The sequence below is a fragment of the Mesocryomonas fontinalis genome, from assembly GCF_055730125.2.
Window position 1 is genome coordinate 358,178 of the sequence record NZ_JBUZWG020000002.1, and the last position, 26,192, is coordinate 384,369.

29 protein-coding genes are annotated in these 26,192 nt (G+C 66.1%); 17 read left to right on the plus strand and 12 right to left on the minus strand.

Annotated elements, in window-relative coordinates; translation table 11 throughout:
- The first annotated feature begins 10 nt into the window (after window positions 1–10).
- The 5 genes from ACZL02_RS06755 to aat all read left to right on the plus strand — a co-directional run bounded on the left by ACZL02_RS06755 (window position 11) and on the right by aat (window position 4,939).
- The gene (locus ACZL02_RS06755) at window positions 11–1,378 is read left to right on the plus strand and encodes a M48 family metalloprotease (protein WP_472937830.1); all 1,368 of its coding nucleotides are present in this window, start codon (window positions 11–13) and stop codon (window positions 1,376–1,378) included.
- A 40-nt stretch (window positions 1,379–1,418) separates the two neighbouring features.
- Window positions 1,419–2,174 (plus strand): DsbA family protein, encoded by a 756-nt coding sequence (locus ACZL02_RS06760; protein WP_472937831.1) that lies wholly within the window; start codon window positions 1,419–1,421, stop codon window positions 2,172–2,174.
- 245 nt (window positions 2,175–2,419) lie between these two features.
- Window positions 2,420–2,896, plus strand: a complete 477-nt coding sequence (accB, locus tag ACZL02_RS06765) for an acetyl-CoA carboxylase biotin carboxyl carrier protein (RefSeq protein WP_472937832.1) — start codon at window positions 2,420–2,422, stop codon at window positions 2,894–2,896.
- 16 nt (window positions 2,897–2,912) lie between these two features.
- Window positions 2,913–4,262: an acetyl-CoA carboxylase biotin carboxylase subunit gene (gene accC, locus ACZL02_RS06770; RefSeq protein ID WP_472937833.1), complete on the plus strand. Its 1,350-nt coding sequence runs from the start codon at window positions 2,913–2,915 to the stop codon at window positions 4,260–4,262.
- Between the two features lie 8 nt (window positions 4,263–4,270).
- Entirely contained in the window at window positions 4,271–4,939 is a 669-nt protein-coding gene (aat, locus tag ACZL02_RS06775; protein ID WP_472937834.1) for a leucyl/phenylalanyl-tRNA--protein transferase, read from the plus strand.
- On the opposite strand, the gene ACZL02_RS06780 is transcribed toward aat, so the two are convergent.
- The 3 genes from ACZL02_RS06780 to gatB form a co-directional block, all read right to left on the minus strand.
- The gene (locus ACZL02_RS06780) at window positions 4,879–5,406 is read right to left on the minus strand and encodes a DUF2155 domain-containing protein (protein ID WP_472937835.1); all 528 of its coding nucleotides are present in this window, start codon (window positions 5,404–5,406) and stop codon (window positions 4,879–4,881) included. The two genes, aat and ACZL02_RS06780, sit on opposite strands and share 61 nt — an antisense overlap.
- A 103-nt stretch (window positions 5,407–5,509) precedes the next feature.
- Entirely contained in the window at window positions 5,510–5,890 is a 381-nt protein-coding gene (locus tag ACZL02_RS06785) for an NADH:ubiquinone oxidoreductase subunit NDUFA12 (protein ID WP_472937836.1), read from the minus strand.
- Window positions 5,891–5,987: 97 nt separating this feature from the next.
- Window positions 5,988–7,484, minus strand: coding sequence for an Asp-tRNA(Asn)/Glu-tRNA(Gln) amidotransferase subunit GatB (gatB, locus tag ACZL02_RS06790; RefSeq protein WP_472937837.1), 1,497 nt, complete (start codon window positions 7,482–7,484; stop codon window positions 5,988–5,990).
- A 153-nt stretch (window positions 7,485–7,637) separates the two neighbouring features.
- Between gatB and ACZL02_RS06795 the strand changes: the two genes are divergently transcribed.
- Complete coding sequence (locus ACZL02_RS06795) at window positions 7,638–8,225, plus strand: Uma2 family endonuclease (protein WP_472937838.1); 588 nt, start codon at window positions 7,638–7,640, stop codon at window positions 8,223–8,225.
- 16 nt (window positions 8,226–8,241) lie between these two features.
- Here ACZL02_RS06795 and ACZL02_RS06800 read toward each other — a convergent pair whose 3' ends face one another.
- The 6 genes from ACZL02_RS06800 to ACZL02_RS06825 all read right to left on the minus strand — a co-directional run bounded on the left by ACZL02_RS06800 (window position 8,242) and on the right by ACZL02_RS06825 (window position 12,309).
- Complete coding sequence (locus ACZL02_RS06800) at window positions 8,242–8,505, minus strand: chorismate mutase (protein WP_472937839.1); 264 nt, start codon at window positions 8,503–8,505, stop codon at window positions 8,242–8,244.
- Between the two features lie 53 nt (window positions 8,506–8,558).
- On the minus strand, window positions 8,559–9,161 hold the full coding sequence (locus tag ACZL02_RS06805; protein WP_472937840.1) for a TIGR00645 family protein: 603 nt from the start codon (window positions 9,159–9,161) through the stop codon (window positions 8,559–8,561).
- Window positions 9,155–10,636, minus strand: coding sequence for an Asp-tRNA(Asn)/Glu-tRNA(Gln) amidotransferase subunit GatA (gene gatA / locus ACZL02_RS06810; protein ID WP_472937841.1), 1,482 nt, complete (start codon window positions 10,634–10,636; stop codon window positions 9,155–9,157). The genes ACZL02_RS06805 and gatA overlap by 7 nt, the downstream gene beginning before the upstream one ends.
- 75 nt (window positions 10,637–10,711) lie before the next feature.
- Window positions 10,712–11,194 carry a GNAT family N-acetyltransferase gene (locus tag ACZL02_RS06815; protein WP_472937842.1) on the minus strand — a complete coding sequence of 161 codons (483 nt, stop codon included), beginning with the start codon at window positions 11,192–11,194 and terminating at the stop codon, window positions 10,712–10,714.
- A 9-nt stretch (window positions 11,195–11,203) separates the two neighbouring features.
- The gene (gene gatC, locus ACZL02_RS06820) at window positions 11,204–11,491 is read right to left on the minus strand and encodes an Asp-tRNA(Asn)/Glu-tRNA(Gln) amidotransferase subunit GatC (protein WP_472937843.1); all 288 of its coding nucleotides are present in this window, start codon (window positions 11,489–11,491) and stop codon (window positions 11,204–11,206) included.
- A gap of 116 nt (window positions 11,492–11,607) precedes the next feature.
- The gene (locus ACZL02_RS06825; protein ID WP_472937844.1) at window positions 11,608–12,309 is read right to left on the minus strand and encodes a metal-dependent hydrolase; all 702 of its coding nucleotides are present in this window, start codon (window positions 12,307–12,309) and stop codon (window positions 11,608–11,610) included.
- Window positions 12,310–12,450: 141 nt separating this feature from the next.
- Between ACZL02_RS06825 and ruvX the strand changes: the two genes are divergently transcribed.
- Window positions 12,451–12,930: a Holliday junction resolvase RuvX gene (ruvX, locus tag ACZL02_RS06830; RefSeq protein WP_472937845.1), complete on the plus strand. Its 480-nt coding sequence runs from the start codon at window positions 12,451–12,453 to the stop codon at window positions 12,928–12,930.
- Here the strand turns inward: ruvX and ACZL02_RS06835 are convergent.
- Window positions 12,885–13,211, minus strand: a complete 327-nt coding sequence (locus ACZL02_RS06835; RefSeq protein ID WP_472937846.1) for a DUF6105 family protein — start codon at window positions 13,209–13,211, stop codon at window positions 12,885–12,887. The genes ruvX and ACZL02_RS06835 overlap by 46 nt on opposite strands.
- Window positions 13,208–13,723 (minus strand): hypothetical protein, encoded by a 516-nt coding sequence (locus ACZL02_RS06840; protein ID WP_472937847.1) that lies wholly within the window; start codon window positions 13,721–13,723, stop codon window positions 13,208–13,210. Before ACZL02_RS06840 ends, ACZL02_RS06835 begins: the two co-directional genes overlap by 4 nt.
- Before the next feature lie 194 nt (window positions 13,724–13,917).
- On the opposite strand from ACZL02_RS06840, the gene ACZL02_RS06845 reads away from it, so the two are divergent.
- Genes ACZL02_RS06845 through dprA form a run of 4 tightly spaced genes read left to right on the plus strand, consistent with a single transcriptional unit; the run spans window position 13,918 to window position 17,915 of the window.
- Window positions 13,918–14,871, plus strand: coding sequence for an aspartate carbamoyltransferase catalytic subunit (locus ACZL02_RS06845; protein WP_472937848.1), 954 nt, complete (start codon window positions 13,918–13,920; stop codon window positions 14,869–14,871).
- Window positions 14,868–16,175 carry a dihydroorotase gene (locus ACZL02_RS06850; protein WP_472937849.1) on the plus strand — a complete coding sequence of 436 codons (1,308 nt, stop codon included), beginning with the start codon at window positions 14,868–14,870 and terminating at the stop codon, window positions 16,173–16,175. Before ACZL02_RS06845 ends, ACZL02_RS06850 begins: the two co-directional genes overlap by 4 nt.
- Window position 16,176: 1 nt before the next feature.
- Window positions 16,177–16,782 (plus strand): glycerol-3-phosphate 1-O-acyltransferase PlsY, encoded by a 606-nt coding sequence (plsY, locus tag ACZL02_RS06855; RefSeq protein ID WP_472937850.1) that lies wholly within the window; start codon window positions 16,177–16,179, stop codon window positions 16,780–16,782.
- Window positions 16,779–17,915, plus strand: coding sequence for a DNA-processing protein DprA (dprA, locus tag ACZL02_RS06860; RefSeq protein WP_472937851.1), 1,137 nt, complete (start codon window positions 16,779–16,781; stop codon window positions 17,913–17,915). The genes plsY and dprA overlap by 4 nt, the downstream gene beginning before the upstream one ends.
- On the opposite strand, the gene ACZL02_RS06865 is transcribed toward dprA, so the two are convergent.
- The gene (locus ACZL02_RS06865) at window positions 17,882–18,082 is read right to left on the minus strand and encodes a hypothetical protein (protein ID WP_472937852.1); all 201 of its coding nucleotides are present in this window, start codon (window positions 18,080–18,082) and stop codon (window positions 17,882–17,884) included. The genes dprA and ACZL02_RS06865 overlap by 34 nt on opposite strands.
- A 238-nt stretch (window positions 18,083–18,320) precedes the next feature.
- Between ACZL02_RS06865 and topA the strand changes: the two genes are divergently transcribed.
- The 6 genes from topA to rpmG all read left to right on the plus strand — a co-directional run bounded on the left by topA (window position 18,321) and on the right by rpmG (window position 26,104).
- Entirely contained in the window at window positions 18,321–21,125 is a 2,805-nt protein-coding gene (gene topA / locus ACZL02_RS06870; RefSeq protein WP_472937853.1) for a type I DNA topoisomerase, read from the plus strand.
- Window positions 21,126–21,130: 5 nt separating this feature from the next.
- Window positions 21,131–23,401, plus strand: a complete 2,271-nt coding sequence (gene rnr / locus ACZL02_RS06875) for a ribonuclease R (protein WP_472937854.1) — start codon at window positions 21,131–21,133, stop codon at window positions 23,399–23,401.
- On the plus strand, window positions 23,398–23,820 hold the full coding sequence (locus ACZL02_RS06880) for a DUF983 domain-containing protein (protein ID WP_472937855.1): 423 nt from the start codon (window positions 23,398–23,400) through the stop codon (window positions 23,818–23,820). Before rnr ends, ACZL02_RS06880 begins: the two co-directional genes overlap by 4 nt.
- Complete coding sequence (locus tag ACZL02_RS06885; RefSeq protein ID WP_472937856.1) at window positions 23,804–24,517, plus strand: NUDIX domain-containing protein; 714 nt, start codon at window positions 23,804–23,806, stop codon at window positions 24,515–24,517. Before ACZL02_RS06880 ends, ACZL02_RS06885 begins: the two co-directional genes overlap by 17 nt.
- A gap of 5 nt (window positions 24,518–24,522) precedes the next feature.
- Window positions 24,523–25,722 carry an MFS transporter gene (locus tag ACZL02_RS06890; RefSeq protein WP_472937857.1) on the plus strand — a complete coding sequence of 400 codons (1,200 nt, stop codon included), beginning with the start codon at window positions 24,523–24,525 and terminating at the stop codon, window positions 25,720–25,722.
- Between the two features lie 214 nt (window positions 25,723–25,936).
- Window positions 25,937–26,104 (plus strand): 50S ribosomal protein L33, encoded by a 168-nt coding sequence (gene rpmG, locus ACZL02_RS06895; RefSeq protein ID WP_472933512.1) that lies wholly within the window; start codon window positions 25,937–25,939, stop codon window positions 26,102–26,104.
- The last annotated feature ends 88 nt before the right edge of the window (window positions 26,105–26,192 follow it).

Genomic DNA, 26,192 nt, shown 5'->3' on the forward strand with positions numbered 1-26,192 from the left:
TGGACTGCCGATGACCGATCGCCTCCCCCGCCGCCTGATGTCGCTGCTCCTCGCCGCAGCCATCGCCGTCCTGCCGCTGCCAGCGATGGCCGCGCGCTCGCCCGGACCCAACGTGCCGGTGATCCGGGACGCCGAGATCGAGGGCCTCATCGAGGACTACACCCGCCCCCTGCTGAAGGCCGCCGGCCTGTCGCGCGCGGGGATCGAGGTGGTTCTGGTCAACAACATGCAGTTCAACGCTTTCGTGTCGGGGCGGCGGATCTTCGTCAACACCGGCACGATCCTCGGCTCGGACCGTCCGAACGAGCTGATCGGCGTCATCGCGCACGAGATCGGGCACCTCGCCGGCGGTCACCAGCAGCGCCTGCGCCAGCAGATGGAACAGGCGCAGCGGATCGCGATGATCGCAGGTCTCGTCGGCATGGGCGTCGCCGCGGCCGGTGCGGTTGCCGGCGACTCCAACGTCGCGCGGGCCGGCACCGGCATCTTCTCCGGCGGCGGCGCTGCGGCGGTCAACGGCCTGCAGGCCTACCAGCGGTCGGAGGAGATTACCGCGGATGGTTCTGCGCTGGTCTATCTCGAGAAGACCGGCCAGTCGGCCCGCGGGCTGATCGAAAGCTTCGAGGGCCTCGAGCGGAGCAGCCTTCTGGCGGGCGTTTCGCCGAACCGCTACATCACCTCGCACCCCACCCCCCGCGACCGCATCTCGCGGTTGGAGACGCAAGCCAAGCAGAGCCCGTTCTACGAGAAGGCCGACAGCCCGGCGCTGCAGCTGCGGCACGACCTCGCCAGGGCGAAGATCGCCGCCTATGCCGACGGCGCCAATTCGGTCCGCCGTCTCTTCCGCAAGGATCCGCGGGGCCTGCCCGCGACCTACGGCGACGCCATCGCAGCCCATCTCGACGACGCGCCGGCGGTGGCCCTGCAGAAGATCGATCAGCTGATCGCCAAACAGCCCAACAGCCCGTGGTTTCATGAGATGCGCGGCGAAATCCTGCTGGAGGCCGGGCGCGGCAAGGAAGCCGCTGCCGCCTTCTCCAGGGCGGTCAAGCTCGACGGCACCAATTCGGGCATGCTGCAGGCCTCCGTCGGCAAGGCCATGGTGACGACCGGCGATCCCGCCGAGATGAAGAAGGCGATCGGCCTCATCAAGCGCGGGATCGAGGCCGATCCGTCGAACTCGGATGCCTATCGGTTCCTTGCCATGGCCTACGGCCGCACCGGCGAAGAGCCGCTGGCCGAGCTTGCCACGGCCGAAGGCTACTGGCATGCCGGTTCGACATTGCAGGCGCGGATCTTTGCCGCGCGCGCCCAGATGAAGCTGAAACCGAAATCCCCCGCCTGGCTGCAGGCGCAGGACATCATCGACAGCAAGTGATTCTTGCCCGCTTCGCGCGGGACATCCGGAAGGAAGACACGTGATCCGCACATACCTCTTCGGCGCCGCTCTTCTGGCCGCGACGGCGGCAGCTACGCCGCCGGCGCTCGCCTTCAACGACGCCGAGAAGACGGATATCGAGGCGGTTGTCCGCGATTACCTCATCCGTAATCCCGAGGTTCTGCTGGAGGCGATGGACGCGCTGCAGGCCAAGCGCGCCGCGGAGGACCAGGTGGCCCAGAAGGGTGCTATCGCCGGGGCCGGATCCAGCCTCTACGCCTCGCCGGAGGGAACGGTGCTCGGCAATCCGAGCGGCGACGTCACCGTCGTCGAGTTCTTCGATTACAATTGCGGCTACTGCAAGCATGCGCTCGGTGACATGGAGACGCTGGTCGAGAACGATCCGAAGCTGCGCTTCGTGCTGAAGGAAATCCCGGTGCTGGGCGAGCAGTCGGTCGCGGCAAGCCATGTGAGCACCGCCTTCCGTCATCTGGCGCCTGCCAAGTACGGCGACTTCCACAAGAAGCTCCTTGCCTCCAAGGGCGTCGCCGATGCCGATCGCGCGATCGCCGTCGCGGCCGACTTCGGCGTCGAGGAGCCGGCGCTGCGCGAGGCGATGAAGTTGCCGGAGGTGACCGAGGTCCTGGCCGACAACGAACGGCTCGCCGGCCTTCTCAAGATCAGCGGCACTCCTTCCTATGTCATCGGCAACGAAGTCGTGCCGGGCGCCATCGGTGCGGATGGGCTCGCTGCGAAGATCGCCAGCGTCCGCGAATGCGGCAAGACAAGCTGCTGAACAGCCATCGCTCCTGCACGGTTTCGGCTTTTCGAAGTCTCTCGCGCAGTCTATACCCTGCCGACTCCAGAGGTGACGTATGGCTCGCCATGCGCCACTTCGTCTGAAGAAAGCCGCAAGACCTTCTCGACCGGAATGGTCGGCACGACACTCAACCACGGCCTCGGCCAGATCATTTCCCGTGCGGCCGATCGGCCACCCGCAGCCGCTAACCAAACTGCGGCATGAAGTTCGGAAAGAAAACCATGTCGAATGAAGACAACATCGTCGACCGCGGCCTCGTGCGCGAACTCGCCGACATCCTGAAGGACACCGATCTCACCGAGATCGAGGTCGAGCAAGGCACGCTGCGCATCCGCGTCTCGCGTCAGAAGGAATTCTCCGGCAACTACATGCCGCAGATGCAGATGCAGCCCTATGCCGGGCAGATGCCGATGCAGGAGGTCGGCGTTCCGTCGGCGCCGGTCAGCATGGCCAGCGGACCCGAGGCCGGCAGCGTTCCGTCGCCGATGGTCGGCACCATCTATCTCGCCTCCGGCCCGGACGCCAAGCCCTTCATCGAGGTCGGGCAGACGGTCGTCGAGGGTGAGACCCTTCTCATCATCGAAGCGATGAAGACGATGAACCAGATCCCCGCCCCGCGCGCCGGCAAGATCAAGAAGATCCTCGTCGACAACGCCCAGCCGGTGGAATACGGCGAAGCTCTCGTCGTCATCGGCTGAGACGGAGAGACTTTTCATGTTCAAGAAAATCCTGATCGCCAATCGCGGCGAGATCGCCCTGCGGGTGCTGCGCGCCTGCAAGGAACTCGGCATTCCGACCGTCGCCGTTCATTCCACCGCCGACAACGCCGCCATGCACGTGCGCCTTGCCGACGAAAGCGTCTGCATCGGCCCGCCGCCTTCGCGCGACAGCTACTTGAACATTCCCCAGATCCTGGCGGCCTGCGAGATCACCGGTGCCGACGCCGTTCATCCCGGCTACGGCTTCCTGTCCGAGAACTCGCGTTTCGCCGATATTCTCGACGCCCACAAGATTACCTTCATCGGACCGACCGCCGATCACATCCGGATCATGGGCGACAAGATCGAGGCCAAGCGGACCGCCAAGCGCCTCGGCATTCCGGTCGTCCCGGGCTCGCCTGGCGCCGTCACCGATGATGGTGAAGCTGCGAAGATCGCCAAGGAGATCGGCTTCCCGGTCATCGTCAAGGCATCTGCCGGCGGTGGCGGCCGCGGCATGAAGGTCGCACGGACCGCCGAGGATCTGTCGCTGGCGCTGGCGACAGCCCGAACCGAAGCGGGTTCGGCTTTCGGCGACGATGCCGTCTACATCGAAAAATATCTCGAGAAGCCGCGCCATATCGAGGTGCAGGTGTTCGGCGACGGCGCCGGCAACGCCATCCATCTCGGCGAGCGCGACTGCTCGCTGCAGCGGCGCCACCAGAAGGTCTGGGAGGAGGCCCGATCCCCCGCCCTCACCGACGAGCAGCGCAACCGCATCGGCACGATCTGCGCCGAGGCGATGGCCAAGCTCTCCTATCGCGGCGCCGGCACGATCGAGTTCCTGTACGAGAACGGCGAGTTCTACTTCATCGAGATGAACACGCGCCTGCAGGTCGAGCATCCGGTCACCGAGGCGATCACCGGGCTCGATCTCGTGCACGAGCAGATCCGCGTCGCCGCCGGCCTCGGCCTTTCGCTGAAGCAGTCGGAGATCGTCTTCTCCGGGCATGCGATCGAGTGCCGGATCAATGCCGAGGATCCGAAGACCTTCGCGCCCTCGCCGGGTACGATCACCCATTACCACACACCCGGCGGCCTCGGCGTTCGCGTCGACAGCGGCATCTACCAAGGCTATTCGATCCCGCCCTTCTACGACAGCCTGATCGGCAAGCTGATCGTTTCCGGCCGGACCCGCCAGGAATGCATGATGCGGCTGCGCCGGGCGCTCGACGAGATCGTCGTCGACGGCGTCAAGACCACGCTGCCGCTGTTCCGCGACCTCGTCGACAATGCCGACATCGCCGCCGGCGACTACGACATCCACTGGCTGGAGAAGTACCTGGCCGGCGACAAGCCGGCCTGACGGCGGACATGGTCAGACGGGGCAACCAGCGCTTCGAGATCACCCCGGCGATCCTTCTGAAGGCTTACGCCTGCGGGATCTTTCCGATGGCCGAGACGGCGGACGACCCGGCGATGTTCTGGGTCGACCCGACCGAGCGGGGCATCTTGCCGCTCGACGGTTTCCACATGCCCCGAAGCCTCCGGAAGACGATCCGCCAGGGTCTTTTCGAAATGCGCGTCGACACGGCCTTCGCGGCCGTGCTCGACGGTTGCGCCGAACCCGCGCCGGACCGCAAGCAGACCTGGATCAACGCCGAGATCCGCGAGCTCTATCTCTCGCTGTTTCGCGAGGGCCATGCCCATTCGGTCGAGGCTTGGTACGAGGGTCATCTCGTCGGCGGGCTCTACGGCGTCAGCCTCGGGGCGGCGTTCTTCGGGGAAAGCATGTTCTCGCGCAGGACCGACGCCTCGAAGGTGTCGCTCGCCTATCTTGTCGACCGGCTTCGGCGCGGCGGCTATCGCCTGCTCGACACCCAGTTCATTACCGGACACCTAGCCCAGTTTGGCGCCGTCGAGATCTCGCGGGATGACTATCACCTGCTGCTCGAACAGGCGATCCAGCTGACGGCGACGTTTCAGCCGGCGGGCGCCGGCACCGTCGAGTCGGTCTTGCAGCCTTTCAGCCAGACGTCATAGACCGGATGCTCGACGGCGTTGAGGCCGGGCGAGTCGGAGAACATCCAGCCGGTGAAGATGCGGCGGATTTCGCGGTCGAGGGTGATCTCGTCGACTTCGACGAAGGAGTCCGTCTTCTGCGTCTCGCTGGTCGGGCTGGTATAGCAGACGCGCGGGGTCACCTGCAGCGCGCCGAACTGCACGGTCTCGTCGATGTAGACGTCGAAGCTGGTGATGCGGCCGGTGATCTTGTCGATGCCGGAAAACTCGGCAACCTTGTTCTTGATGCGGTCGACCTTGGGCGCCGGCGCCGGGACGCCCTCGACGGGGGCATCGGGCTGCGGCGCGGTGAGCGGCTCGGCTGCGGGCGGCAGGTCCTCGGCAGGCGCATCGAGTGGCGGCAGATCGTACTGTTGCACATCCTCCTGCGCCATCGCGGCGCCAGCAGCCAGCATGGCCGCCAGGATGGGAACGAGGTGTCGCTTCATCGAATGTTTCCTGCGGCGTTCGCCGTTGCCCGAAGGCCCCTGCCCGGATTGGCCGTGCAGACGGCTCTAAGCCGAGGATGAGACTTTGCTGTGGCGGATGGTCTCAGGGCTGCCAGGCATCGTAGTCGCCGGTGACGCGAGGACGCTCGGCCGTGTTCAAGAGCGAGCCCTTCGGGCGATAGGCCGCAGCGGTGCCGGTATGGTTCGGCTGGTGCGGCTTCTGCCAGCTGCGCGGAGTGTAGCTCTCCTGCGAGGGCGCCACGTCGACACGGTGGTGAATCCAGCCGTGCCAGCCGGGTCCGATCGCTGTCGCCTCTGCCGGACCGTTGTAGATGACCCAGCGGCGCACGCCGTCGGCAGACTGGTAGTAGACGTTGCCGGCCTCGTCCTCGCCCACCCGCTTGCCGAAGCGCCAGGTGTGAAAGCGCGTGCCGATCGTCTGGCTCTGCCACCAGGTAAAGATTTGAAGCAGCGTGCTCTTCATGGGATCGCGTCCATTGCCGACAGTGCGGCCGTTATGCTGCCGCGGAGGGGAAAAGTCTATATGGCTGGCCTCGGTTCAGTCACCGCGGCACAGCGTCTTATTCCAGCCCGAGCTTGTCCTTGACGATCTGGTTGACCGCCGCTGGATTGGCCTTGCCGCCCATGGCGCGCATGACCTGACCGACGAACCAGCCGGCGAGCGTCGGCTTCGCCTGGGCCTGCGCGACCTTGTCCGGGTTTGCAGCGACGATCTCGTCGACCGCCTTCTCGATCGCGGACGTGTCGGTCACCTGCCGCATGCCGCGCGTTTCGACGATCTCGGCGGGGTCGCCGCCCTCGTTCCAGACGATCTCGAAGAGATCCTTGGCGATCTTGCCGGAGATCGTCTCGGCCCGGATCAGGTCGAGAATGCCGCCCAGCTGGTCAGCCGAAATCGGAGTCGATTCAATGTCCTTGCCGGACTTGTTCAACGCACCCAGGAGGTCGTTGATGACCCAGTTCGCCGCCTGCTTGGCATCCCGCCCCTTGGCGACCGCCTCGAAATAGTCGGCGATCGCCTTCTCCGAGACGAGGATAGAGGCGTCGTAAATGGAAAGCCCGGCATCGGCGACGAGCCGTGCCTTCTTGTCGTCCGGCAGTTCCGGCAGATCCTGTGCGAGCGCGTCGACATAGGCCTGATCGAACTCGAGCGGCAGGAGGTCGGGATCGGGGAAATACCGGTAGTCGTGCGCGTCTTCCTTCGAGCGCATCGCCCGCGTCTCGCCCTTCACCGGATCGAACAGCCGCGTCTCCTGGTCGATCGTGCCGCCGTCCTCGAGGATCTCGATCTGGCGCCGTGCCTCGGCCTCGATGGCCTGACCGACGAAGCGGATGGAGTTGACGTTCTTGATCTCGCAGCGCGTGCCGAACTCGCCACCGGGGCGGCGGACGGAGACGTTGACGTCGGCGCGCATCGAGCCCTCGTCCATGTTGCCGTCGCAGGTGCCGAGATAGCGCACGATGGTCCGCAGCTTGGTGAGATAGGCCTTCGCCTCGTCGGCCGAGCGCATGTCGGGCTTCGACACGATCTCCATCAGCGCGACACCCGAACGGTTGAGGTCGACGTAGGACATCGACGGATGCTGGTCGTGCATCGACTTGCCGGCATCCTGCTCGAGGTGCAGGCGCTCGACGCCGATCTCGACATCGTCGAACTCGCCCTTATTGTTCGGGCCGACCGCGACCTGGACGACGCCCTCGCCGACGATCGGATCCTTGAACTGCGAGATCTGATAGCCCTGCGGCAGATCGGGGTAGAAGTAGTTCTTCCGGTCGAAGACCGAGCGGTGGTTGATCTTCGCTTTCAGGCCGAGGCCTGTGCGGATCGCCTGGCGCACGCACTCCTCGTTGATCACCGGCAGCATCCCGGGCATCGCCGCATCGACGAGGCTGACATTGTCGTTCGGCGCGGAGCCGAAGGTCGTCGAGGCGCCGGAGAACAGCTTGGCGTTGGACAGCACCTGCGCATGGACTTCGAGGCCGACGATGATCTCCCAGTCGCCGGTGGCGCCGGCGATGAACTTCTTCGGATCAGGAATGCGGGTGTCGACGAGCATGGGGGCGAGCTTTCAAGAGGTCGGCAAGGCTTGGCAAATGGCTAGAGCAAAGGCGTCGGGGGTTCAAGGAGGGGCTGCATCAGGCCGGGAAATGGACTATCCTTCTGGCTCGGACAGGCTCCCTTTACACCCATATCGCCGAGTGAAGACGAGATGACCTTCCAATCCAGGTTGATCGATCCGCCGGGCGACGTCCCGCAGAAGATGTCAGTCGGGGCATTTTTCCGTTGGGCAGAAACGCGTGATGGAAAATACGAGCTCGTCAACGGAGTCCCGCGCTTGCAGCCCTGGGTCAAGAGAAGCCATTCGCTGATCGCGAGCAATGTGTCGTTCGCGTTGCAGACGCAGCTGGATAGGGCCGTCTACGCGGTTCACCAGGCCGATTTCGCGGTCGCGACCGGTCCGGCTAGCATTCGGTATGCCGATGTGCTGATCGAGCCGCTGGGAGACACTCTCGATGGGCGAACGGCCGATGCAGCAGTCGTCCTCATCGAGATCCTTTCTCCCAGCACAGCGCATATCGACTTCGGCCCGAAAGCCCGGGAATACATGGCCCTGCCATTGCTGAACACCTATCTGATCATCGATCAGGAGAAGCGCCACGCGTGGCGTTGGAGCCGCGATGCCGAGGGTGAGTGGCCAGCGTCGCCGGACCTGTTCGACAAGCCGGACTCGGCAGTCGCGATCCCCGGTATCGACGCGGAACTGCGCTTCGAGGATATCTACCGGAACGTCCGCTGAGCGCCGGACCTCGCGCTCAAACCCCCAGCCTCTCCTCTTCCGCAATGGCGGCGGCGACGAGCTGCTGCCAGAAGTCACCATAGAGTTCGGGATCGAGGCCGTGCGAAACAGCCCGCGCACGGGCGTTGGCGACGACCTCGTCGACCCGCTCCGGCACGTTGGCAGGAATGCCGGCGCCGCGCTTCAATTCGGCGGCACGGTGGATGTAGGTCATCCGCTCGGCGAAGCGTTCGAACAGTTCGGCGTCGAGCGAGTCGATCTCGGCGCGGAGCTCGGCCATGGACCGGCACGCGGCGGGGGCAGTTCGGGGTAGCTGTCTCATCAAGGGTCTCCCTAGTGGTCGCCGGAGATGCGATCGCTGAGGGCCAGCATCACGGCCGACACGACGAAGACGACATGGATTCCAACGAGCCAGGACATCTGGGTAAAGTTGGTCGCCTCCCCAAGGGTCATGAAAGCCTTCAACAGCTGCACCGCGGAGATCGCGACGATCGATCCCATCATCTTCTGCTTGAGACCGACGAAATCGATCTTCGACATCCATTCCGGCCAGCCGGGATGCTCGGCCGGATCGATGCGCGAGACGAAATTCTCGTAGCCGGAGAAGACGACGATGAGGACCAGGCTGCAGATCAGCGTCAGATCGACCAGCGTCAGGATCCCGATGATCATCTCGGTCTCGGTGGCCGAGAAGCTGTGGGTGACGAAGTGCACCAGCTCGATGACGAAATGCAGCAGCAGCACGAGGGCGGCGATCAGCAGGCCGATGTAGAATGGCGCAAGGATCCAGCGGCTGAGAAATATGCCGTGCTCGATCTTCTTCTCGATGGTGCGCCGGCGACCGCGATCCTCCGGCAGACCCGCCGCCGGCGCGGACGGGCTGCCAGGCGCTGCAGCGCCTGCTGCCGGCGCGCTGTCGCCGACGACCTTCACCACCACTTTGCCGGCGTGAAGCGGCCCGCGGCCTGCTCGATGACCGAGGCTGTCGCAAACAGCGTCTCCTCGTCGAAGGGCCGGCCGATCAGCTGCAGGCCGAGCGGCGTGCCCTCGCCGGAGAGGCCGGCGGGAACCGCGATCGCCGGCAGGCCCGCCATGTTGACGGTGACGGTGAACACGTCGTTCAGGTACATCTTGACCGGATCGGAGGCCATGTCCTCGTCGGCGATCCCGAAGGCGGCGGAGGGCGTCGCCGGCGCGAGGATGGCATCGATGCCATCGGCGTAGACGGTCTCGAAGTCGCGCTTGATCAGCGTCCTCACCTTCTGCGCCTGAAGATAATAGGCGTCGTAGTAGCCGGCCGAGAGCACGTAGGTGCCGATCATGATCCGCCGTTTGACCTCGCGGCCAAAGCCCTCTGCGCGGGTGTTCTCGTACATCTCGGTGATGTCGCGGCCGGGAACGCGCAGGCCGAAGCGCACGCCGTCATAGCGCGCGAGGTTGGACGAGGCCTCCGCCGGGGCAACGATGTAGTAGGCCGGCAGCGCGTACTTGGTGTGCGGCAGCGAGACGTCGACGATCTCGGCGCCGGCGTCGCGCAGGAAGGCGATGCCCTTCTGCCAGACGGCCTCGATCTCCTCCGGCATGCCCTCGACACGATACTCGCGGGGAATGCCGATCTTCAGCCCCTTGACCGAGCGACCGACTGCGGCCTCGTAGTCCGGAACGGGCCGGTCGACGGAGGTCGTGTCCTTTGGATCGACGGACGCCATGGACCGCAGGAGAATCGCCGCGTCGCGGACGTCGCGGGCGATCGGGCCGGCCTGGTCGAGCGAGGACGCGAAGGCGACGGTGCCCCAGCGCGAGCAGCGGCCATAGGTAGGCTTGATCCCGACCGTGCCGGTGAAGGCGGCGGGCTGGCGGATGGAGCCGCCGGTGTCGGTCGCCGTCGCGCCGGCGCAGAGGTGTGCTGCTACCGCGGCCGCCGAACCGCCGGACGAGCCGCCGGGCACGAGGTCGAGGTTCGAGCCCTTGCGGCGCCAAGGGTTGATGACCGCGCCGTAATGGCTGGTCTCGTTCGACGAGCCCATCGCGAACTCGTCCATGTTTAGCTTGCCGAGCATCACCGCACCGTCGGCCCAGAGATTGGCCGTCACCGTCGATTCGTAGGGCGGCTTGAAACCGTCGAGGATATGGCTCGCTGCCTGGGTATGGACCCCTTGCGTCGCGAAGAGGTCCTTGATGCCGAGCGGGATGCCTTCCAAGGCGCCGGCCTCGCCGCGCGCAATCCGCTCGTCAGACGCCTTGGCCATCGCGCGGGCCGGCTCCTCCGTGACCGCGACATAGGCGTTGAGCGCACCGTTGGCCGCTTCGATCGCGCCAAGATAGGCCTCGGTCAGTTCGACAGCGCTCGCGGCCTTGCGGTGCAGCGCGTCGCGGGCTTCGGCGATGCTGAGGGCTGTAAGGTCGGTCATAAAGGGTCCGTTTCGTCGGATCTGAGGTCTGTCGGGATCGGGTGATCGCGTCCCGAAAGCGAAGGCTGGTCTGTTTTAGGCAGCGCTTAGCGGCTTCTCGTAGAATACCGAAAAACCGCTGTCGGGATAATCACCAAACGCGCCTCGGCGGCTAAAACCCGCCCGCTCGTAGACGCGCCAGGCGGCAGGATGTCGGTCACCGGTCTCCAGGAGCAGGCTCGACAGCCCTTCGGCGCGGGCCATCGCCTCGATCGCCGAGACGATCCGTCCGGCAATGCCCTGGCCCTGAAGGTCGGGGCGCACGTACATGCGCTTCACCTCGCCGTCCCCGGCACTGGAGCCGTCGGCGCTGGCGATCCGCCGGAGAACGCCGCAGCCCACGGCTTCACCGTCGCGCCGCGCGACCCAGACGGTGGTCGCGGCATCCGCCATTTCCTCGACCGTCATGTGGTAGCAATGCTCGGGCGGCGACAGTTCGAACAGCGCCGCGTTCAGCGCCGCGATGAGGCGGCGGACGTCGTCCTGAAGCGGCGATTCCACGGCGATCTCGATGGTCACGCGGTGCTCCTACTCGACGACCTTCGGCACCATGAAGAAGTTCTCGTCGTGCGCCGGGGCATTCAGCATGATGTCGGCGACCTTGCCGCCATCGTCGATCACGTCCTGGCGCTTGCGCATTTCCATTGGGATGACGGAGGTCATCGGCTCGACGCCGGAGACGTCGACTTCGCCGAGCTGCTCGACGAATCCGAGGATGGCGTTGAGCTCGCTTTGCATCGCGACGACGTCCTCCTCGCTGACGGCGATGCGCGCGAGACGCGCGACGCGGCGGACTGTGGCGGTGTCGACGGACATGGGATTCCCCGAAAATGCTGGAAACGACAGCGGCCGCCCGAGGCGACCGCGTGGTGACTGGCTATAGCGAGGCTGGTCGGGCGAGGCAAGAAACCCGCCTGCCCGACCGGTTGCCGTCAGACCTCGAAGACTTCGCCGATGTTCGGCATGCGGATCCTGCGACCATCACTCTCCATCGCCTCGACGAACTTGTTCGCGTCGGGATCCAGCGGCGGGAAGGTGCCGTAGTGGATGGGGACGATGGTATCAAAATCGAAATAGCGGCGGCAGGCGAGTGCCGCGACGGCGCCGCCCATGGTGAAGCGGTCGCCGATCGGAACCAGGCCGATCTTCGGGTGGTGCAGCTCTTCGATCAACGCCATGTCGCCGAAAATGTCGGTATCACCCATGTGATAGACCGTCGGACCGTCGTTGAAGTGGAAGACGAGGCCGTTCGGCATGCCGAGATAGGTCACGGTGCCGTCGTCCTCGAGAAGGCCGGACGAGTGGAAAGCCTGGGTGAAGGTGACGGAAAAGTCGTCGAACTTCAGCGTTCCGCCGGTGTTGGACGGCTCGATGTTGGCGACGCCCTTCTTGTTCAGCCACAGGCACAGCTCATAGGTCGCGGCGACCTTGGCGTTGTGCTGCTGGGCAAGGCCCACGGTGTCGCCGACATGGTCGGCATGGCCATGGCTGAGGACGATGTGCGTCACGCCCTTTGCCGCTTCGCCGGTATCGCCCTTGAAGTGTGTGTTTCCGGTCAGGAACGGGTCGATGAGGATGACCGACGCGCCGGTTTCGATCCGGAAGGCCGAATGGCCGAAATAGGTGATCTTCATGGAAATCCTTGCTTCTCAGTCGGCTATGGTGCGGCGGGGACTATCACCCGGTCCATCTCGCCGGTAAGTGACCGGTTCTGGAGCGGCGTCAAGACCGGTCGGGGGCTCGGCGCAAAGCCGGCCCGTCATCGGAGAAGTCGCATGAGCATCGTCGATATCACCGCCCTGAAAGCGATGCTGCCGGCTGGCACCGTCGTCGCCGGCCTCGACCTCGGCACCAAGACGATCGGCGTCGCGATCTCCGATCTCGGCCTGCGCTTCGCGACACCGCGAAAGGTCATTCGCCGCAACAAGAAGTTCGCCGCCGATGCGGAGGCCCTGTTGCAGATGCTGCAGCTGGAGCGCTGCGGCGGCATCGTCATCGGGCTGCCGCTGAACATGGATGGTTCCGAAGGGCCGCGTGCCCAGTCGACCCGGGCGTTCGTGCGCAACCTCATGCGCGTGGACGCGCGGCCGATCGCCTTCTGGGACGAACGTCTGTCGACGGTCGCGGCCGAGCGGAGCCTGATCGACGCCGACGTCTCGCGCAAACAGCGGGCGGAGCGGATCGACTCGGCGGCGGCCGCCTTTATTCTTCAGGGTGCGTTGGACAGGCTTTCCCGGCCCGACATGACCGGCTGAGACTGGCCCAGCCGCCAGCGCCGGTAGTGCGTCACCAGCTTGCGGCGCCGGGCGAAGGCAAGCACCACGCCGACGATCAGCGCATCGGCGAGAATGCCCTTGGCCAGCATCGGCAACAGAAGCTCGGGATCGACGCCGACGACATCAGCGAGGGCCGACAGCAGCCCAAGGTGGAAGGCGCGGGAGAAGATGCCCGGTCCGATGTCGAGCATCGCCAGGTAGTGCCAGGTCCAGAAGCCGGCGACCGGACAGACCCAGCCGAGGGCCAGCTTCCTGATCAACGGCGGCGGTCCTGATGGTCTCGGCCAGCCGGCTCCACATAGAGACGGGTCTGCTGCGCCATGGCGGCGGCGATGACGGCGATCCCCGCGCGGAACTCGGCCTCGTCGTCGGGGGCCTCGTCGGTGATGAAATGGTCGAAGGTTAGAAACGCCACCGTCGCGGCCAGCGCGGCCCAGAAGCCGAGAGACGCCCCGAGGGGCGCCGTTGCATCCAGGCCGGGGGCCGACGCCAGCAAGGCGAGAACGCCGAGCCCAACCATTCCAAGCCGCTCCCCGGCGGGCCGTCGGTCCGTCCTTTCCTCGTTGAGGAAACAGAGGCCGGACGCGAGCAGCGCACCGGCCAGCAGCAGCAGTAAGGTCGGCAGGTCGATGCGGGCAAGCACGGCCGTCGCCTCGACGACGGGACCGGACTGGCGCAGGATATCGCCCAGTCCGGCCACGCGCTGGAAGACCTCGACCGCGAGGAAGCCGATCCAGGCGCCGAAGGCGAGGGTTGTGGGAAGACGTCGCATGGGGCGCTCATCATGGTTATCGGATCGTTAAGCGATCTTCCGCTTTCGCGGCGCCGAGGGCAACGGCATTCGCCGAAGAGGCTTAACCCGCTTGCCCGGCCCTGCCGAAGCCCGGCAAAATCGGTGAACTCCGGCGTGCGGATGGCGGCATCGCTTGCCGCCTCCCCAGCTTTTCCCTATAGCCCGCACCTGACATGAGCGCGCCCTTCACTCCCTCCGTCTTTCCCCATCGCCATCTCCTCGGCATGGCGAATCTGTTGCCGCACGAGATCGAGCAACTGCTCGATCTCGCCGAAGCCGAAGTCGAGGTGGGGCGACGACAGGACAAGAAGAAGGGGGTGCTGAAGGGTCGCACCCAGATCAACCTTTTCTTCGAGGCATCGACCCGTACCCAGGCCTCCTTCGAGCTGGCGGGCAAGCGCCTCGGCGCCGACGTCATGAACATGTCGGTGTCGAACTCGTCGGTGAAGAAGGGCGAAACACTCGTCGATACCGCGATGACGCTGAATGCCATGCATCCCGATATCCTGGTGGTGCGCCACCATGCCGCCGGTGCCGTCGCTCTTCTGGCACAGAAGGTCGGCTGCTCGGTGGTCAATGCCGGGGACGGCGCGCACGAGCACCCGACGCAAGCCTTGCTCGACGCGCTGACGATCCGGCGCCACAAGGGCAAGATCGCGCGGCTGACGGTGGCGATCTGCGGCGACGTGCTGCACAGCCGCGTCGCCCGCTCCAACATCCTCCTCCTCAACGCGCTTGGCGCCCGCGTCCGGGTGGTCGGCCCCTCGACCCTGCTGCCGGCTGGCATCGCCAACATGGGCGTCGAGATCTTCCACAACATGCGCGAGGGCCTGCGGGACGCCGACGTGGTGATGATGCTGCGGCTGCAGCGCGAGCGGATGGCGGGATCGTTCGTGCCGTCGGTGCGCGAATACTTCCATTATTTCGGCCTCGACGCCGAGAAGCTCGCTTACGCCAAGCCCGATGCGCTGGTCATGCATCCCGGCCCGATGAACCGCGGCGTCGAGATCGCCTCCGAAGTCGCCGACGGGCCACAGAGCGTCATCGAGGAGCAGGTAGAGATGGGGGTCGCCGTGCGGATGGCGGTCATCCAGGCGCTGTTGCCGATGGCCGGAAGCAACACATGAGCCCCTCGCCCCTCGTCTACCAGAACATCCGCATCGTCGATCCCGCGCGTCAGCTCGACGCCGTCGGTACGCTGATCATCGAGAACGGCCGCATCAGCGCCGCCGGACCGGACGCGCTCGGCCAGGGCGTACCGGACGGCGCCGAGGTGATCGACGGCTCGCGCCTTGTCGCGCTGCCCGGACTGATCGACGCACAGGTGTTCATCGGCGAGCCAGGCGGCGAACACCGGGAGACGATCCGCTCGGCGAGCCGGGCTGCGGCCGCCGGCGGCGTCACCTCGATCCTCACCATGCCCGACACCGATCCGGTGGTCGACCATGTGGCGCTGGCGGAATTCGTCATGCGCACGGCGCGCGAGACCGCCGACATCAACGTCTTTCCTGCCGCCGCCCTCACCCGCGGGCTGGCCGGCGCCGAGATGACCGAGATCGGGCTGCTCGGCGAATCTGGCGTGCGTGCCTTCACCGAGGGCCGCAAGACGATCCGCAATCCCGCTCTGCTACGGCGGATCATGACCTATGCCCGCGATTTCGACGCGCTGGTGATGCACGAGACGCAGGATGCCGACCTGACGGGGGCCGGCGTGATGACCGAGGGCCTCGTCGCCTCCTGGCTCGGCCTCTCGGGCGCACCGCGCGAGGCGGAAATCATCCCGCTGGAGCGCGACCTTCGTCTGGCCGAGCTGACGGGCTGCCGCTACCACGCCTCGAAACTGTCGGTCTCGACCTCGGCCGAAGTGATGCGTTCGGCGCGGCAGCGCGGCGCGCACGCCACCGCCGGCGTCTCCATCAACCATCTCTCGCTGAACGAGAACGACGTCGGCGAATACCGCACCTATTTCCGCCTGTCGCCGCCGCTGCGGACCGAAGACGACCGGCTCTCGATGGTGGCGGCCCTCGCCGACGGCACCATCGATATCATCGTCTCCTCGCACGATCCGCACGACGAAGACGGCAAGCGCCATCCCTTCGCCGAGGCCGATGTCGGCGCGATCGGGCTGGAGACCTTGCTGCCGGCGGCGATGCGCCTCGTCCACTCCGGCGAGGTGTCGATGATGCGGATCGTCGAGGCGCTGACGCTGGCGCCCGCGCGGCTCCTGAAACTCGAGCGCGGCACGCTGCGACCGGGTAGCGTCGCCGATGTCGCGATCGTCGATCTCGACGCGCCGTTCATCTATTCCAAGGCCGATATCCGCTCGAAATCGAAAAACACGGCCTTCGAGAATGCCCGCTTCCAGGGCAAGGTCTTGCGCACCATCGTCGCAGGCCGCACGGTGTACGAACGCGGCGACGACAGGGGCTAGCATGCTGCAGGATTCCGCCAGCGCCACGGTGATCGCCGGGCTGTTCTTGCTCGGCTACCTCTGCGGCACGATTCCGTTTGGCCTCATCCTCACCCGGCTCTTCGGGCTCGGCGACCTCCGGGCGATCGGCTCCGGCAACATCGGCGCGACCAACGCGCTGCGCACCGGCAACAAGCTGCTGGCGGCGCTGACCCTCGCCGGAGATCTGCTGAAAGGCACGGTGCCGGTCCTCATCGGCTGGCATTTCGGCGAACTGGCGGCGGCCGCGGCAGGCGTCGGGGCGTTCCTCGGACACCTCTTCCCGGTCTGGCTCCGCTTCAAGGGTGGCAAGGGCGTTGCGACCTACATCGGCATCCTCCTCGGCTTCGCACCGGTCGGCGTCCTGATCTTCGCCGCCGTCTGGGTCGCGACGGCTGCAGCGTTCCGCTTCTCGTCGCTCGCAGCGCTTGCCGCGACCCTCGTCGTGCCGATCGGCTACGCGCTCATCGGCAACACGACGGCCGCCGTCCTCTCCGGCGTCCTGACGGTGATCGTCTACCTCAAGCACCGGCCGAATATCGAACGGCTGCTCGCCGGCACGGAAGGCCGGATCGGCGGCAAGGGGTGAGCGGCGCGGATGCCCCTTCCGGCATCCGTTTGACACCCGCCCAGCGGCTGGCCTGGCTGCGGCTGATCCGCAGCGAAAACGTCGGACCGGTGACCTTCCGGACGCTGATCAACCGCTTCGGCGGCGCCGACGCGGCGCTGGCGGCGCTGCCAGATCTTGCAAGACGCGGCGGCTCTGAGCGTTCGCTGCGAATCGCAGGGATTGCCGAGGTCGAGGCGGAAATGGCGCAGGCCGACCGTCTCGGTGCCCGCTTCGTCTGTCTCGGCGAACCCGACTATCCCGCGCTTCTGCGCGCCGCGGACGGCGCACCGCCGGTCATCGCCGTCATGGGCAAGGCCGAGCCGCTGAACCGGCCAAGCGTCGCCATCGTCGGCGCCCGCAACGCTTCCCTTGCCGGCATCAAGTTTGCCCAGCACATCGCCGCCGAACTCGGCCGTGCGGGCTTCGTCGTCGTCTCCGGGGTCGCCCGCGGCATTGATGCGGCAGCGCACGAGGCGAGCCTCGACAGCGGCACCGTCGGCGTCTTTGCCGGCGGGCTCGACCGACCCTATCCCAAGGAGAACCGGCCGCTGATGCGGCGCATCGTCGACTGCGGTGGCTGCCTCGTGTCGGAAATGCCTTTCGGCTGGGAGCCGCGGGCGGCCGACTTCCCCCGCCGCAACCGTATCGTCGCGGGCCTGGCGCATGGCCTTCTCGTCGTCGAGGCTGCGACACGGTCCGGCTCGCTGATCAGCGCAAGGCTCGCCGCCGAGATGGGCCGGATCGTCTTCGCCGTTCCGGGCTCGCCGCTCGACCCCAGGGCCGCCGGCACCAACCAGCTGCTGAAGGACGGCAGCCTCCTCGTCACGTCCGCCTCCGACATCATCGAGGCTTTGCGACCCTTCGACGAACGGATACGAAGGGGCCATGCGGACATCGTCGAAGAGGAGATGGGCGAGATGGCAGCGGATGTGCCGAGCGAAACCGACCGGGCCCGCATCGTCGAGTCCCTTGGGATAACGCCGATCGCGGTCGACGACATCATTGCCCACACCGGCGCCTCGCCGGGCGTGGTGCAGCTGACGCTCTTGGAACTCGACCTCGCCGGGCGACTGGAGCGTCACTCCGATGGGAGGGTGTCGCTGGCGGGGTAGGCGCCGGCCATCGTCAGGCGCTCGATCGCCTCGGCACGGGCCAGCTCGAGCAGGTAGGCGAGAAATGGACCGCCCTCCCGCCCCGACACAACCTTCAATTGCGATAGCATATCGCTGACGTAGCGAAGGTTTCCGCCGGGCGGACGATGTGGGTGGGGTTCATCCATCGGCTTATCGAGGCTCACAGGCGATCGGGGCCGAAACGGCACCCATACGGCACCTATCGGTTGCTATCATTTCAATAAATCTATCTTAGGTTGCATAAGCGTCGTCGTCCACCCCTTCGCCGGGGCTTGACCGCTCGTTCTTCGCTGTCCATGTGTGCGGAGATGGTTCGGCTCTGAAGCGACGCACAACCCTTCCGAGCAACCCCCACTGACATTGAAAATCTAGGACCGGCAGCACATGGATTTGGTCATCGTCGAGTCGCCGGCAAAAGCGAAGACGATCAACAAGTATCTCGGCTCGAACTTCAAGGTTCTGGCTTCCTACGGCCATGTCCGCGACCTGCCGGCCAAGGACGGCTCCGTGCTGCCCGATGACGACTTCTCGATGAGCTGGGAGATCGGCAAGTCGTCCGGCCCGCGCCTCACCGAGATCACCCAGGCGATGAAGACCGCCGACCGCCTGATTCTCGCGACCGATCCGGATCGCGAAGGCGAGGCGATTTCCTGGCATGTGCTGGAAGTGCTGAAGGCCAAGAAGGTGATCGGCACCAAGCCGGTCAGCCGGGTCGTCTTCAACGCGATCACCAAGAAGTCCGTGCTCGACGCGATGGCCAATCCGCGCGAGATCGACGTGCCGCTGGTCGATGCCTATCTCGCCCGCCGCGCGCTCGACTATCTCGTCGGCTTCACGCTCTCGCCGGTCCTGTGGCGCAAGCTGCCCGGTGCCCGTTCGGCGGGCCGCGTGCAGTCGGTGGCGCTGCGTCTCGTCAGCGACCGCGAGAGCGAGATCGAGCGCTTCAAGCCGGAGGAATACTGGAACATCGCCGCCCGGCTCGCGACGCCGCGCGGCGACGAGTTCACCGCCCGCCTGACCGGGTTCGAGGGCGACAGACTGCAGCGCCTGTCGGTCAACAATGGCGAACGCGCCGGTCGCATCCGCGACATGCTGGATGGCGCAAGCTTCAAGGTCGCCTCGGTCGAGGCTAAGCCAACCAAGCGCAATCCCGGCCCGCCCTTCACCACCTCGACGCTGCAGCAGGCGGCCTCCGCCAAGCTCGGCTTCTCGGCCTCGCGCACCATGCAGATCGCCCAGAAGCTCTACGAGGGCATGGAGATCGGCGGCGAGACGGTCGGTCTGATCACCTACATGCGAACCGACGGCGTCCAGATCGCGCCCGAGGCGATCGACGAGGCCCGCAGCGCGGTGGTCGAGACCTTCGGCCAGAAGTATGTGCCGGAGAAGCCGCGCATCTATACGTCGAAGGCGAAGAACGCCCAGGAGGCGCACGAGGCGATCCGCCCGACCTCGTTCTTCCGTCTGCCGAAGGACGTCGAGCAGTATCTCGATCGCGACCAGGCGCGGCTCTACGATCTCATCTGGAAGCGAACCATCGCCAGCCAGATGGCGTCGGCCGAGATCGAGCGCACGACGGTCGAGATCGCCGCCAGCCGCGGCGCCGAAAGCGCGACGCTGCGGGCGACCGGCTCGGTCGTGCGTTTCGACGGCTTCCTCGGCGCCTATGTCGAGCACAGCGACGACAGCGCGCCAGCGGGCGGCGACGACGAGGACGAATCGGCGCGCCTGCCGCGCATCGAGGCGAACGAAAAGGCCGACAAGCGCGAGATCCTGTCGTCGCAGCACTTCACCGAGCCACCGCCGCGGTACTCGGAAGCCTCGCTGATCAAGAAGATGGAGGAGCTCGGCATCGGCCGGCCTTCCACCTATGCCGCGACGCTGCAGACGCTGCAGGACCGCGAATACATCATCAACGAGAACCGCAAGCTGATCCCCGACTCCAAGGGGCGCCTGGTGACGGCCTTCCTGCACAACTTCTTCGAGAAGTATGTCGAGTACGACTTCACCGCCGATCTCGAGCAGCAGCTGGACCGGATTTCCTCGGGCGAGCTCGCCTGGAAGGACGTGCTGCGTGAGTTCTGGAAGGATTTCTCCGCCCAGGTCGATGGCACCAAGGAATTGCGGGTCACCGACGTTCTCGATGCGCTGAATATCGAGCTCGCGCCGCTCGCTTTCCCGCCGAAGGAGGACGGCACCGATCCGCGCGCCTGCCCGCGCTGCGGCAACGGGCAGCTCAGCCTGAAGCTCGGCAAGTTCGGCGCCTTCGTCGGCTGCTCCAACTATCCCGATTGCGGCTTCACGCGTCAGCTCGGCAGCAACTTGTCGGCGGAAGCTGCGGACGGTGGCTCGGATGAGCCGCGCGAACTCGGCGTCGACCCCGACACCAGTGAACCCGTGACCTTGCGCTCGGGCCGCTTCGGTCCCTACGTCCAGCGCGGCGAAGGCAAGGAAGCCAAGCGCTCGTCCCTGCCGAAAGGCTGGATGCCCGCGGAGATGGACTTCGACAAGGCGCTGCAGCTGCTCAGCCTGCCGCGCGAGGTTGGCGTGCACCCGGAGACCGGCAAGCCGATCCTCGCCGGCCTCGGCCGCTACGGCCCGTTCCTGCAGCACGACGGCGCCTACGCCAATCTCGAGACCATCGAAGATGTCTTCACCGTCGGCATCAACCGCGCCGTCACAGTGATCGCGGAGAAGAAGGATCGCTTTGCAAACCGGTCCGCGCCCGCAGCCTTGGCGACCCTCGGCGAGCATCCCGACCTCGGCGGCGAGATCACGGTTCGCGAGGGCCGCTTCGGCCCTTATGTGAAAGCCGGCAAGGTCAATGCGACGCTGCCGAAAGGCAAGGATCCGGCCAGCGTGACGCTCGAGGAGGCCATCATCCTCCTGAACGAGCGGGCCGAGAAGACCGGCAAGGCGCCGAAGAAGAAGGCTCCTGCCAAGAAGGCCGCCGGCGCGAAGGCTGACGGCACCAAGGCGAAGGCTGCCACGACCAAGGTGGCCGGGACGAAGACCGCGGCGGCCAAGAAGCCCGCCGCCAAGAAGCCTGCGGCCGAGGGCGCAGCCAAGACCAGCGCGCGTGCCAAGCCCAAGCCCAAGGTGGAGGTTGCAGCGGCGCCGTCGGTGAAGGCGGCTCCGACGATGACGCTGATCAAGGCGCCCAAGGCCGCCAAGCCGGCAGCGGAATAGACAGAATGGCCAAGCGCGACAAACCCTTCGACATCCGGACGGTGCTGACGCGCGAGGCGGTGCTGCGCTTCGTCGCCGAGAACCCGGATCAAGCCGGCAAGCGCGAGCTTGCCAAGGCCTTCGGGGTGAAGGGCGATGACCGCATTCTCCTGAAGGACATCATCGCCGACCTGCAGGCCGATGGCCTGCTTGCGGGCGGTCGTAAGCAGTTCTCGAGGCCCGGCGCCCTCCCCGACATCACCGTCCTCGAAATCCGCCGGCGCGACGACGAGGGCGGACTGCTGGCCGAACCGCTCGGCTGGGACGTCACGGCAAACGGCCCGCGCCCTGTCTTCGTCGTTCGGCAGAAGCGCGAGGGACCCGTCGCCGGCATCGGCGACCAGATCCTCTCCAAACTCGACCGCAGCGATCCCGACGAACAGACCGCCTCGGTCATCCGCGTTCTCGAGCGCAAGAAGACCATTGCCCTCGGCGTCTTCCGTGACGTTCCCGGCGGCGGTGGCCGGATCGAGCCCGTGGAGCGACGGCAGCTCGAATACATCATCGACCCCGACCAGACGAACGGCGCCAAGGATGGCGACCTCGTCGAGGTCGAGCCGTCGGAGCGCTCCCGCGCCGGCTTGCCGGTCGGCCGGGTCACCGAGATCATCGGCTCGCTGACCAGCGAGAAGGCGATCTCGACCATCGCTCTGCATGTCCACGGCATTCCGCATGTCTTTCCGAAGCCGGTGATCGCCGAGGCCGAAGAAGCGCCGTCGACGGTGCCGCTGGATGGCCGCGAAGACTGGCGGAAGCTGGCGCTGGTGACCATCGACCCCGCCGACGCCAAGGACCACGACGACGCCGTCCACGCGCGTCCCGACGACGATCCGGCCAATCCCGGCGGCATGGTGCTCACCGTCGCCATCGCCGACGTCTCCTGGTACGTCCGTCCGGGCTCGAAGCTCGACGCCGAGGCGCGGCTGCGCGGCAACTCCGTCTACTTCCCCGACCGCGTCGTGCCGATGCTGCCGGAGCGCATCTCCAACGATCTCTGCTCGCTGAAGCCGGACGTCGATCGTCCCGCCATCGCCGTGCGGATGACGATCGATGCCGCGGGCGAAAAAATCCGCCACTCCTTCCACCGCATCCTCATGCGCAGCCACGCCAAGCTCGCCTATGCCGTCGCGCAGAAGGCGGTGGATGGCGAGACGACGACGGTCGAGCCCGTCATCCTCGACACCGTGCTCCGGCCGCTCTGGGACGCCTATGCGCTGTTGAAGATGGCGCGCGAGAAACGCCAGCCGCTTGATCTCGACCTGCCGGAAAAGAAGATCATCCTTGGGGCCGACGGCAGAGTGGCGACGGTGATGATTCCCGAGCGCCTCGACGCGCACCGGCTGATCGAGGAGTTCATGATCCTCGCCAATGTCGCGGCGGCCGAAACGCTGGAAGCCAAGCGCCAGGTGCTGATCTACCGCGCGCACGACACGCCCTCGCTCGCCAAGCTCGAATCGCTGCGCGACTTCCTGCGCACGCTGGACATCAGCCTCGCCAAGTCCGGCACGCTGCGGCCCTTCCACTTCAACGGCATTCTTCACCAGGTGAAGGGCACCGAGCACGAAAGCCTCGTCAACGAAGTGGTGCTGCGTTCGCAGAGCCAGGCCGCCTATTCGCCCGAGAATATCGGTCATTTCGGCCTGAACCTCATGCGCTACGCGCACTTCACCTCGCCGATCCGGCGCTATGCGGACCTCATCGTCCACCGGGCGCTGGTCACCGCGCTCGGCCTTGGCGAAGGCGGCCTCGGCCGCGAAGAGTCGCTGGAGCTCGACAAGGTCGCGGAGGAAATCTCCCGTGCCGAGCGGCGTGCCATGTCGGCCGAACGCGATACCGTCGACCGGCTCATCGCCCACCACCTGGCGGACCGCATCGGCGAAGGTTTCGACGGCCGCATTACCGGGGTGACCAAGGCCGGGCTGTTCGTCCAGCTTCCGGCCTTCGGCGCCGATGGCTTCGTGCCGATCTCTACGCTCGGCAACGAGTATTTCAACTATGACGAGGTCAGCCATTCGCTGGTCGGCAGCCGCTCCGGCGCCGGCTATCGGCTCGGTGATACCGTCGAGGTCCGGCTGGCCGAGGCGGTGCCGCTGGCGGGCTCGATGCGGTTCGAGATGCTGAGTGAGCCGAGGGCCTTGCCGGGCTCCACGGCCTCGTTCCACAAGGGACGGCCGCGGGCATCGGGGCGCCCGGGTCGGTCGGACAGAAACGTCGCGGGCCGAAGGAACAAGCGATGACCGACGGCGCTTCACCGGCCACCGGCATGCCGGATATCAGCGACCGCATGCTGTGGCGGTCGATCGGGCGCGGTTTTCTCTGCCGCTGCCCGAAATGCGGCACGGGAAAACTGTTCGACGGTTATCTGAAGAGTGTCGACCATTGCGCTGTTTGCCATGAGGAATTCACGCATCACCGTGCTGACGACCTGCCGCCCTACCTGACGGTCTTTGTTGTCGGGCATCTGGTGATCGCGCTGTTCATGGCGGCCGAACAGATGGCCGACCTTTCGCTCGTCGCTCACCTCGCGATCTGGATCCCGATCACGCTGGTGCTCTGCCTCGCCCTTCTCCGTCCGTTCAAGGGCGCGACGATCGGGCTGCAGTGGGCGATGCGCATGCACGGTTTTGGCGAATCGCCCGATGGCGCCGACCACTAGGTCTGCTGCGGTGTCTTCGGATGTGGCTCGCCCGGGGCCTGGAGTCTCCGGTTCGCCATTGCGGCCCCGCGATGCCGGCACGCTCATCATCATCGACGAGAGCTGCGGCATGCCGCGCCTCCTAATGGGACGCCGCGCCGCCCGGCTCGCCTTCCTGCCCGGCCTGTACGTGTTTCCCGGTGGCCGCGTGGAGACCGGCGATTTTCGCGCCGCCGGACGCATGACGCTCCCTCTCCCGACACGCGACCGGCTGATGGCCGCAACCGCCTCCGGCTTCACGGAGCGGCGGGCCATCGCCATCGCGCGGGCCGCCGTCCGCGAGACGTTCGAGGAAGTCGGGGTCCGCGTGGGCAGCCTGGGTGATGGCGACATGGAAGCCGACGTTTGCAATCTGGCGCCGATGGCCCGGGCCATCACGCCGCCCGGTCACATCCGCCGCTTCGACACGCGGTTTTTCTGCGTCTCGGCCGACAGCGTCGTCGCGCCGCAATCCTTCGCTATGCACGACCACGACGAGTTCGATCATGTCGACTGGTTTCGCCTCGACAAGCTCGACACGCTTGATCTTCCCGGCATAACCCGGCACGTCCTCGCCGATATCGATACCAGGCTGCGCGACGGCAGCTGGCGTGATATCAGCCGGGCGATGCCCTTCTATCGGACGCGCCATGGCCGTCCCGTTCGAGAGATGATCTGACTCGCATGGACAATGGACAGAAAACGAGCCTCTCGGAGGACATCGAGACCGAGCTCGAGGCCGTCGACTGGGTGGCTGCCGGGGCGGCCATCGCCTCGATCAGCGCGGTCGGCATCGCGCTGGGCCTCGGCCTGCCGCTGCTTAGCGTCATCCTGCAGCAGCGCGGCATCTCGGCGACGATGATCGGCGCCAACACCGCCGTCGCGGGCATCGCCTCGCTCGCCGCCGCGCCGCTGATTACGCCCATCGCCCGGCGCCTCGGCGTCCGCCTGACCATGGCGCTGTCGATCGTCGCGGCGTCCGCCTCGGCCTTCGCCTTCTACTTCCTGACCGAATTCTGGATGTGGTTCCCGCTGCGGCTGGTGTTCCATTTCGCCATCACCGCGCTGTTCATCCTCTCCGAGTTCTGGATCAGCGCGGCAGCGCCCTCGGAGAAGCGTGGCCTGATGCTCGGCATCTACGCGACCTTCCTGTCGCTCGGCTTTGCCTTCGGGCCCTGGTTGTTCTCGCAGATCGGCTCGACGGGCATCCTTCCCTTCGCCATTGCCGCCGGCGTCATTCTGGCCGCGCTTCTGCCGCTGGCGCTCGCCTGGAACCGGCAACCGCAGATCGGCGGACACCGTCCCGGCGCGTTCTGGCGCTATCTCTACGCCGTGCCGACGGCGACCGGCGCGGTGCTGATCTTCGGCGCGGTCGAGGCCGGCGGATTCGCGCTGTTTCCGATCTACGGCCAGATGATGAATTTTACCGAGGCGAGCGCCGCCCAGCTGCTGACCGCGATCGGGCTTGGCAACGTCCTCTTGCAGATCCCGATCGGCCTGTTCAGCGACCGGGTGAAGGACCGTCGTTCGCTTCTCCTGTTCTTCGCAACCGTTGGCCTGGTCGGATCGCTCTGCCTTCCTTTGCTGATCAACAGCTGGTGGATGATGGCGAGCGTCCTGTTCCTCTGGGGTGGCGTGGTCGCGGGACTGTACACCGTCGGCCTCGCGCATCTCGGCTCGGAGCTGAAAGGCTCGGAGCTCGCGTCGGCGAATGCCGCCTTCATCTTCTGCTACTCGGCCGGCATGCTGATCGGACCGCAGACGATCGGCAGCTCGCTCGATCTCTTCGGCCCGTCCGGATTTGCCTGGGCGCTGGCGTTCTTCTTCGCCGCCTATGTCATCCTGACCTTGGCGCGACTGGTGCTTCACCGAAAGCAGTCTTGACTTCGCGCGCGGCTCGGCTAGTGTTCGCGCGAAATAGTGGGTCGGCGCGGACATTAGTCTGATCGGCCTTGGAGACAGGCTGCCGCGCTCTTGGAGGCAAGTCTGCTTCCGGATCGGGTTCCCGGTCAAACCCGACATTGCCGCAAGCCTCATGCACGGTCCCCGACCGGCCGGGACCTGCTAGACCTCCTTCTGAAGACAATGGAATACGGATATGGCGAAGGCGACCACCATCAAGATCAAGCTGCTCAGCACCGCTGACACCGGCTCGTTCTACGTGACCACGAAGAACAGCCGCACGATGACCGACAAGATGACGAAGACCAAGTACGACCCGATCGTGCGCAAGCACGTCGAGTTCAAAGAGACCAAAATCAAGTAAGCCACTGGCTTTATTGATTGGTCGCTGAAGACGCCGTCCCTCTCGGGGCGGCGTTTTGCGTTGGGCGACTGAAAAACTGGCCGGAACA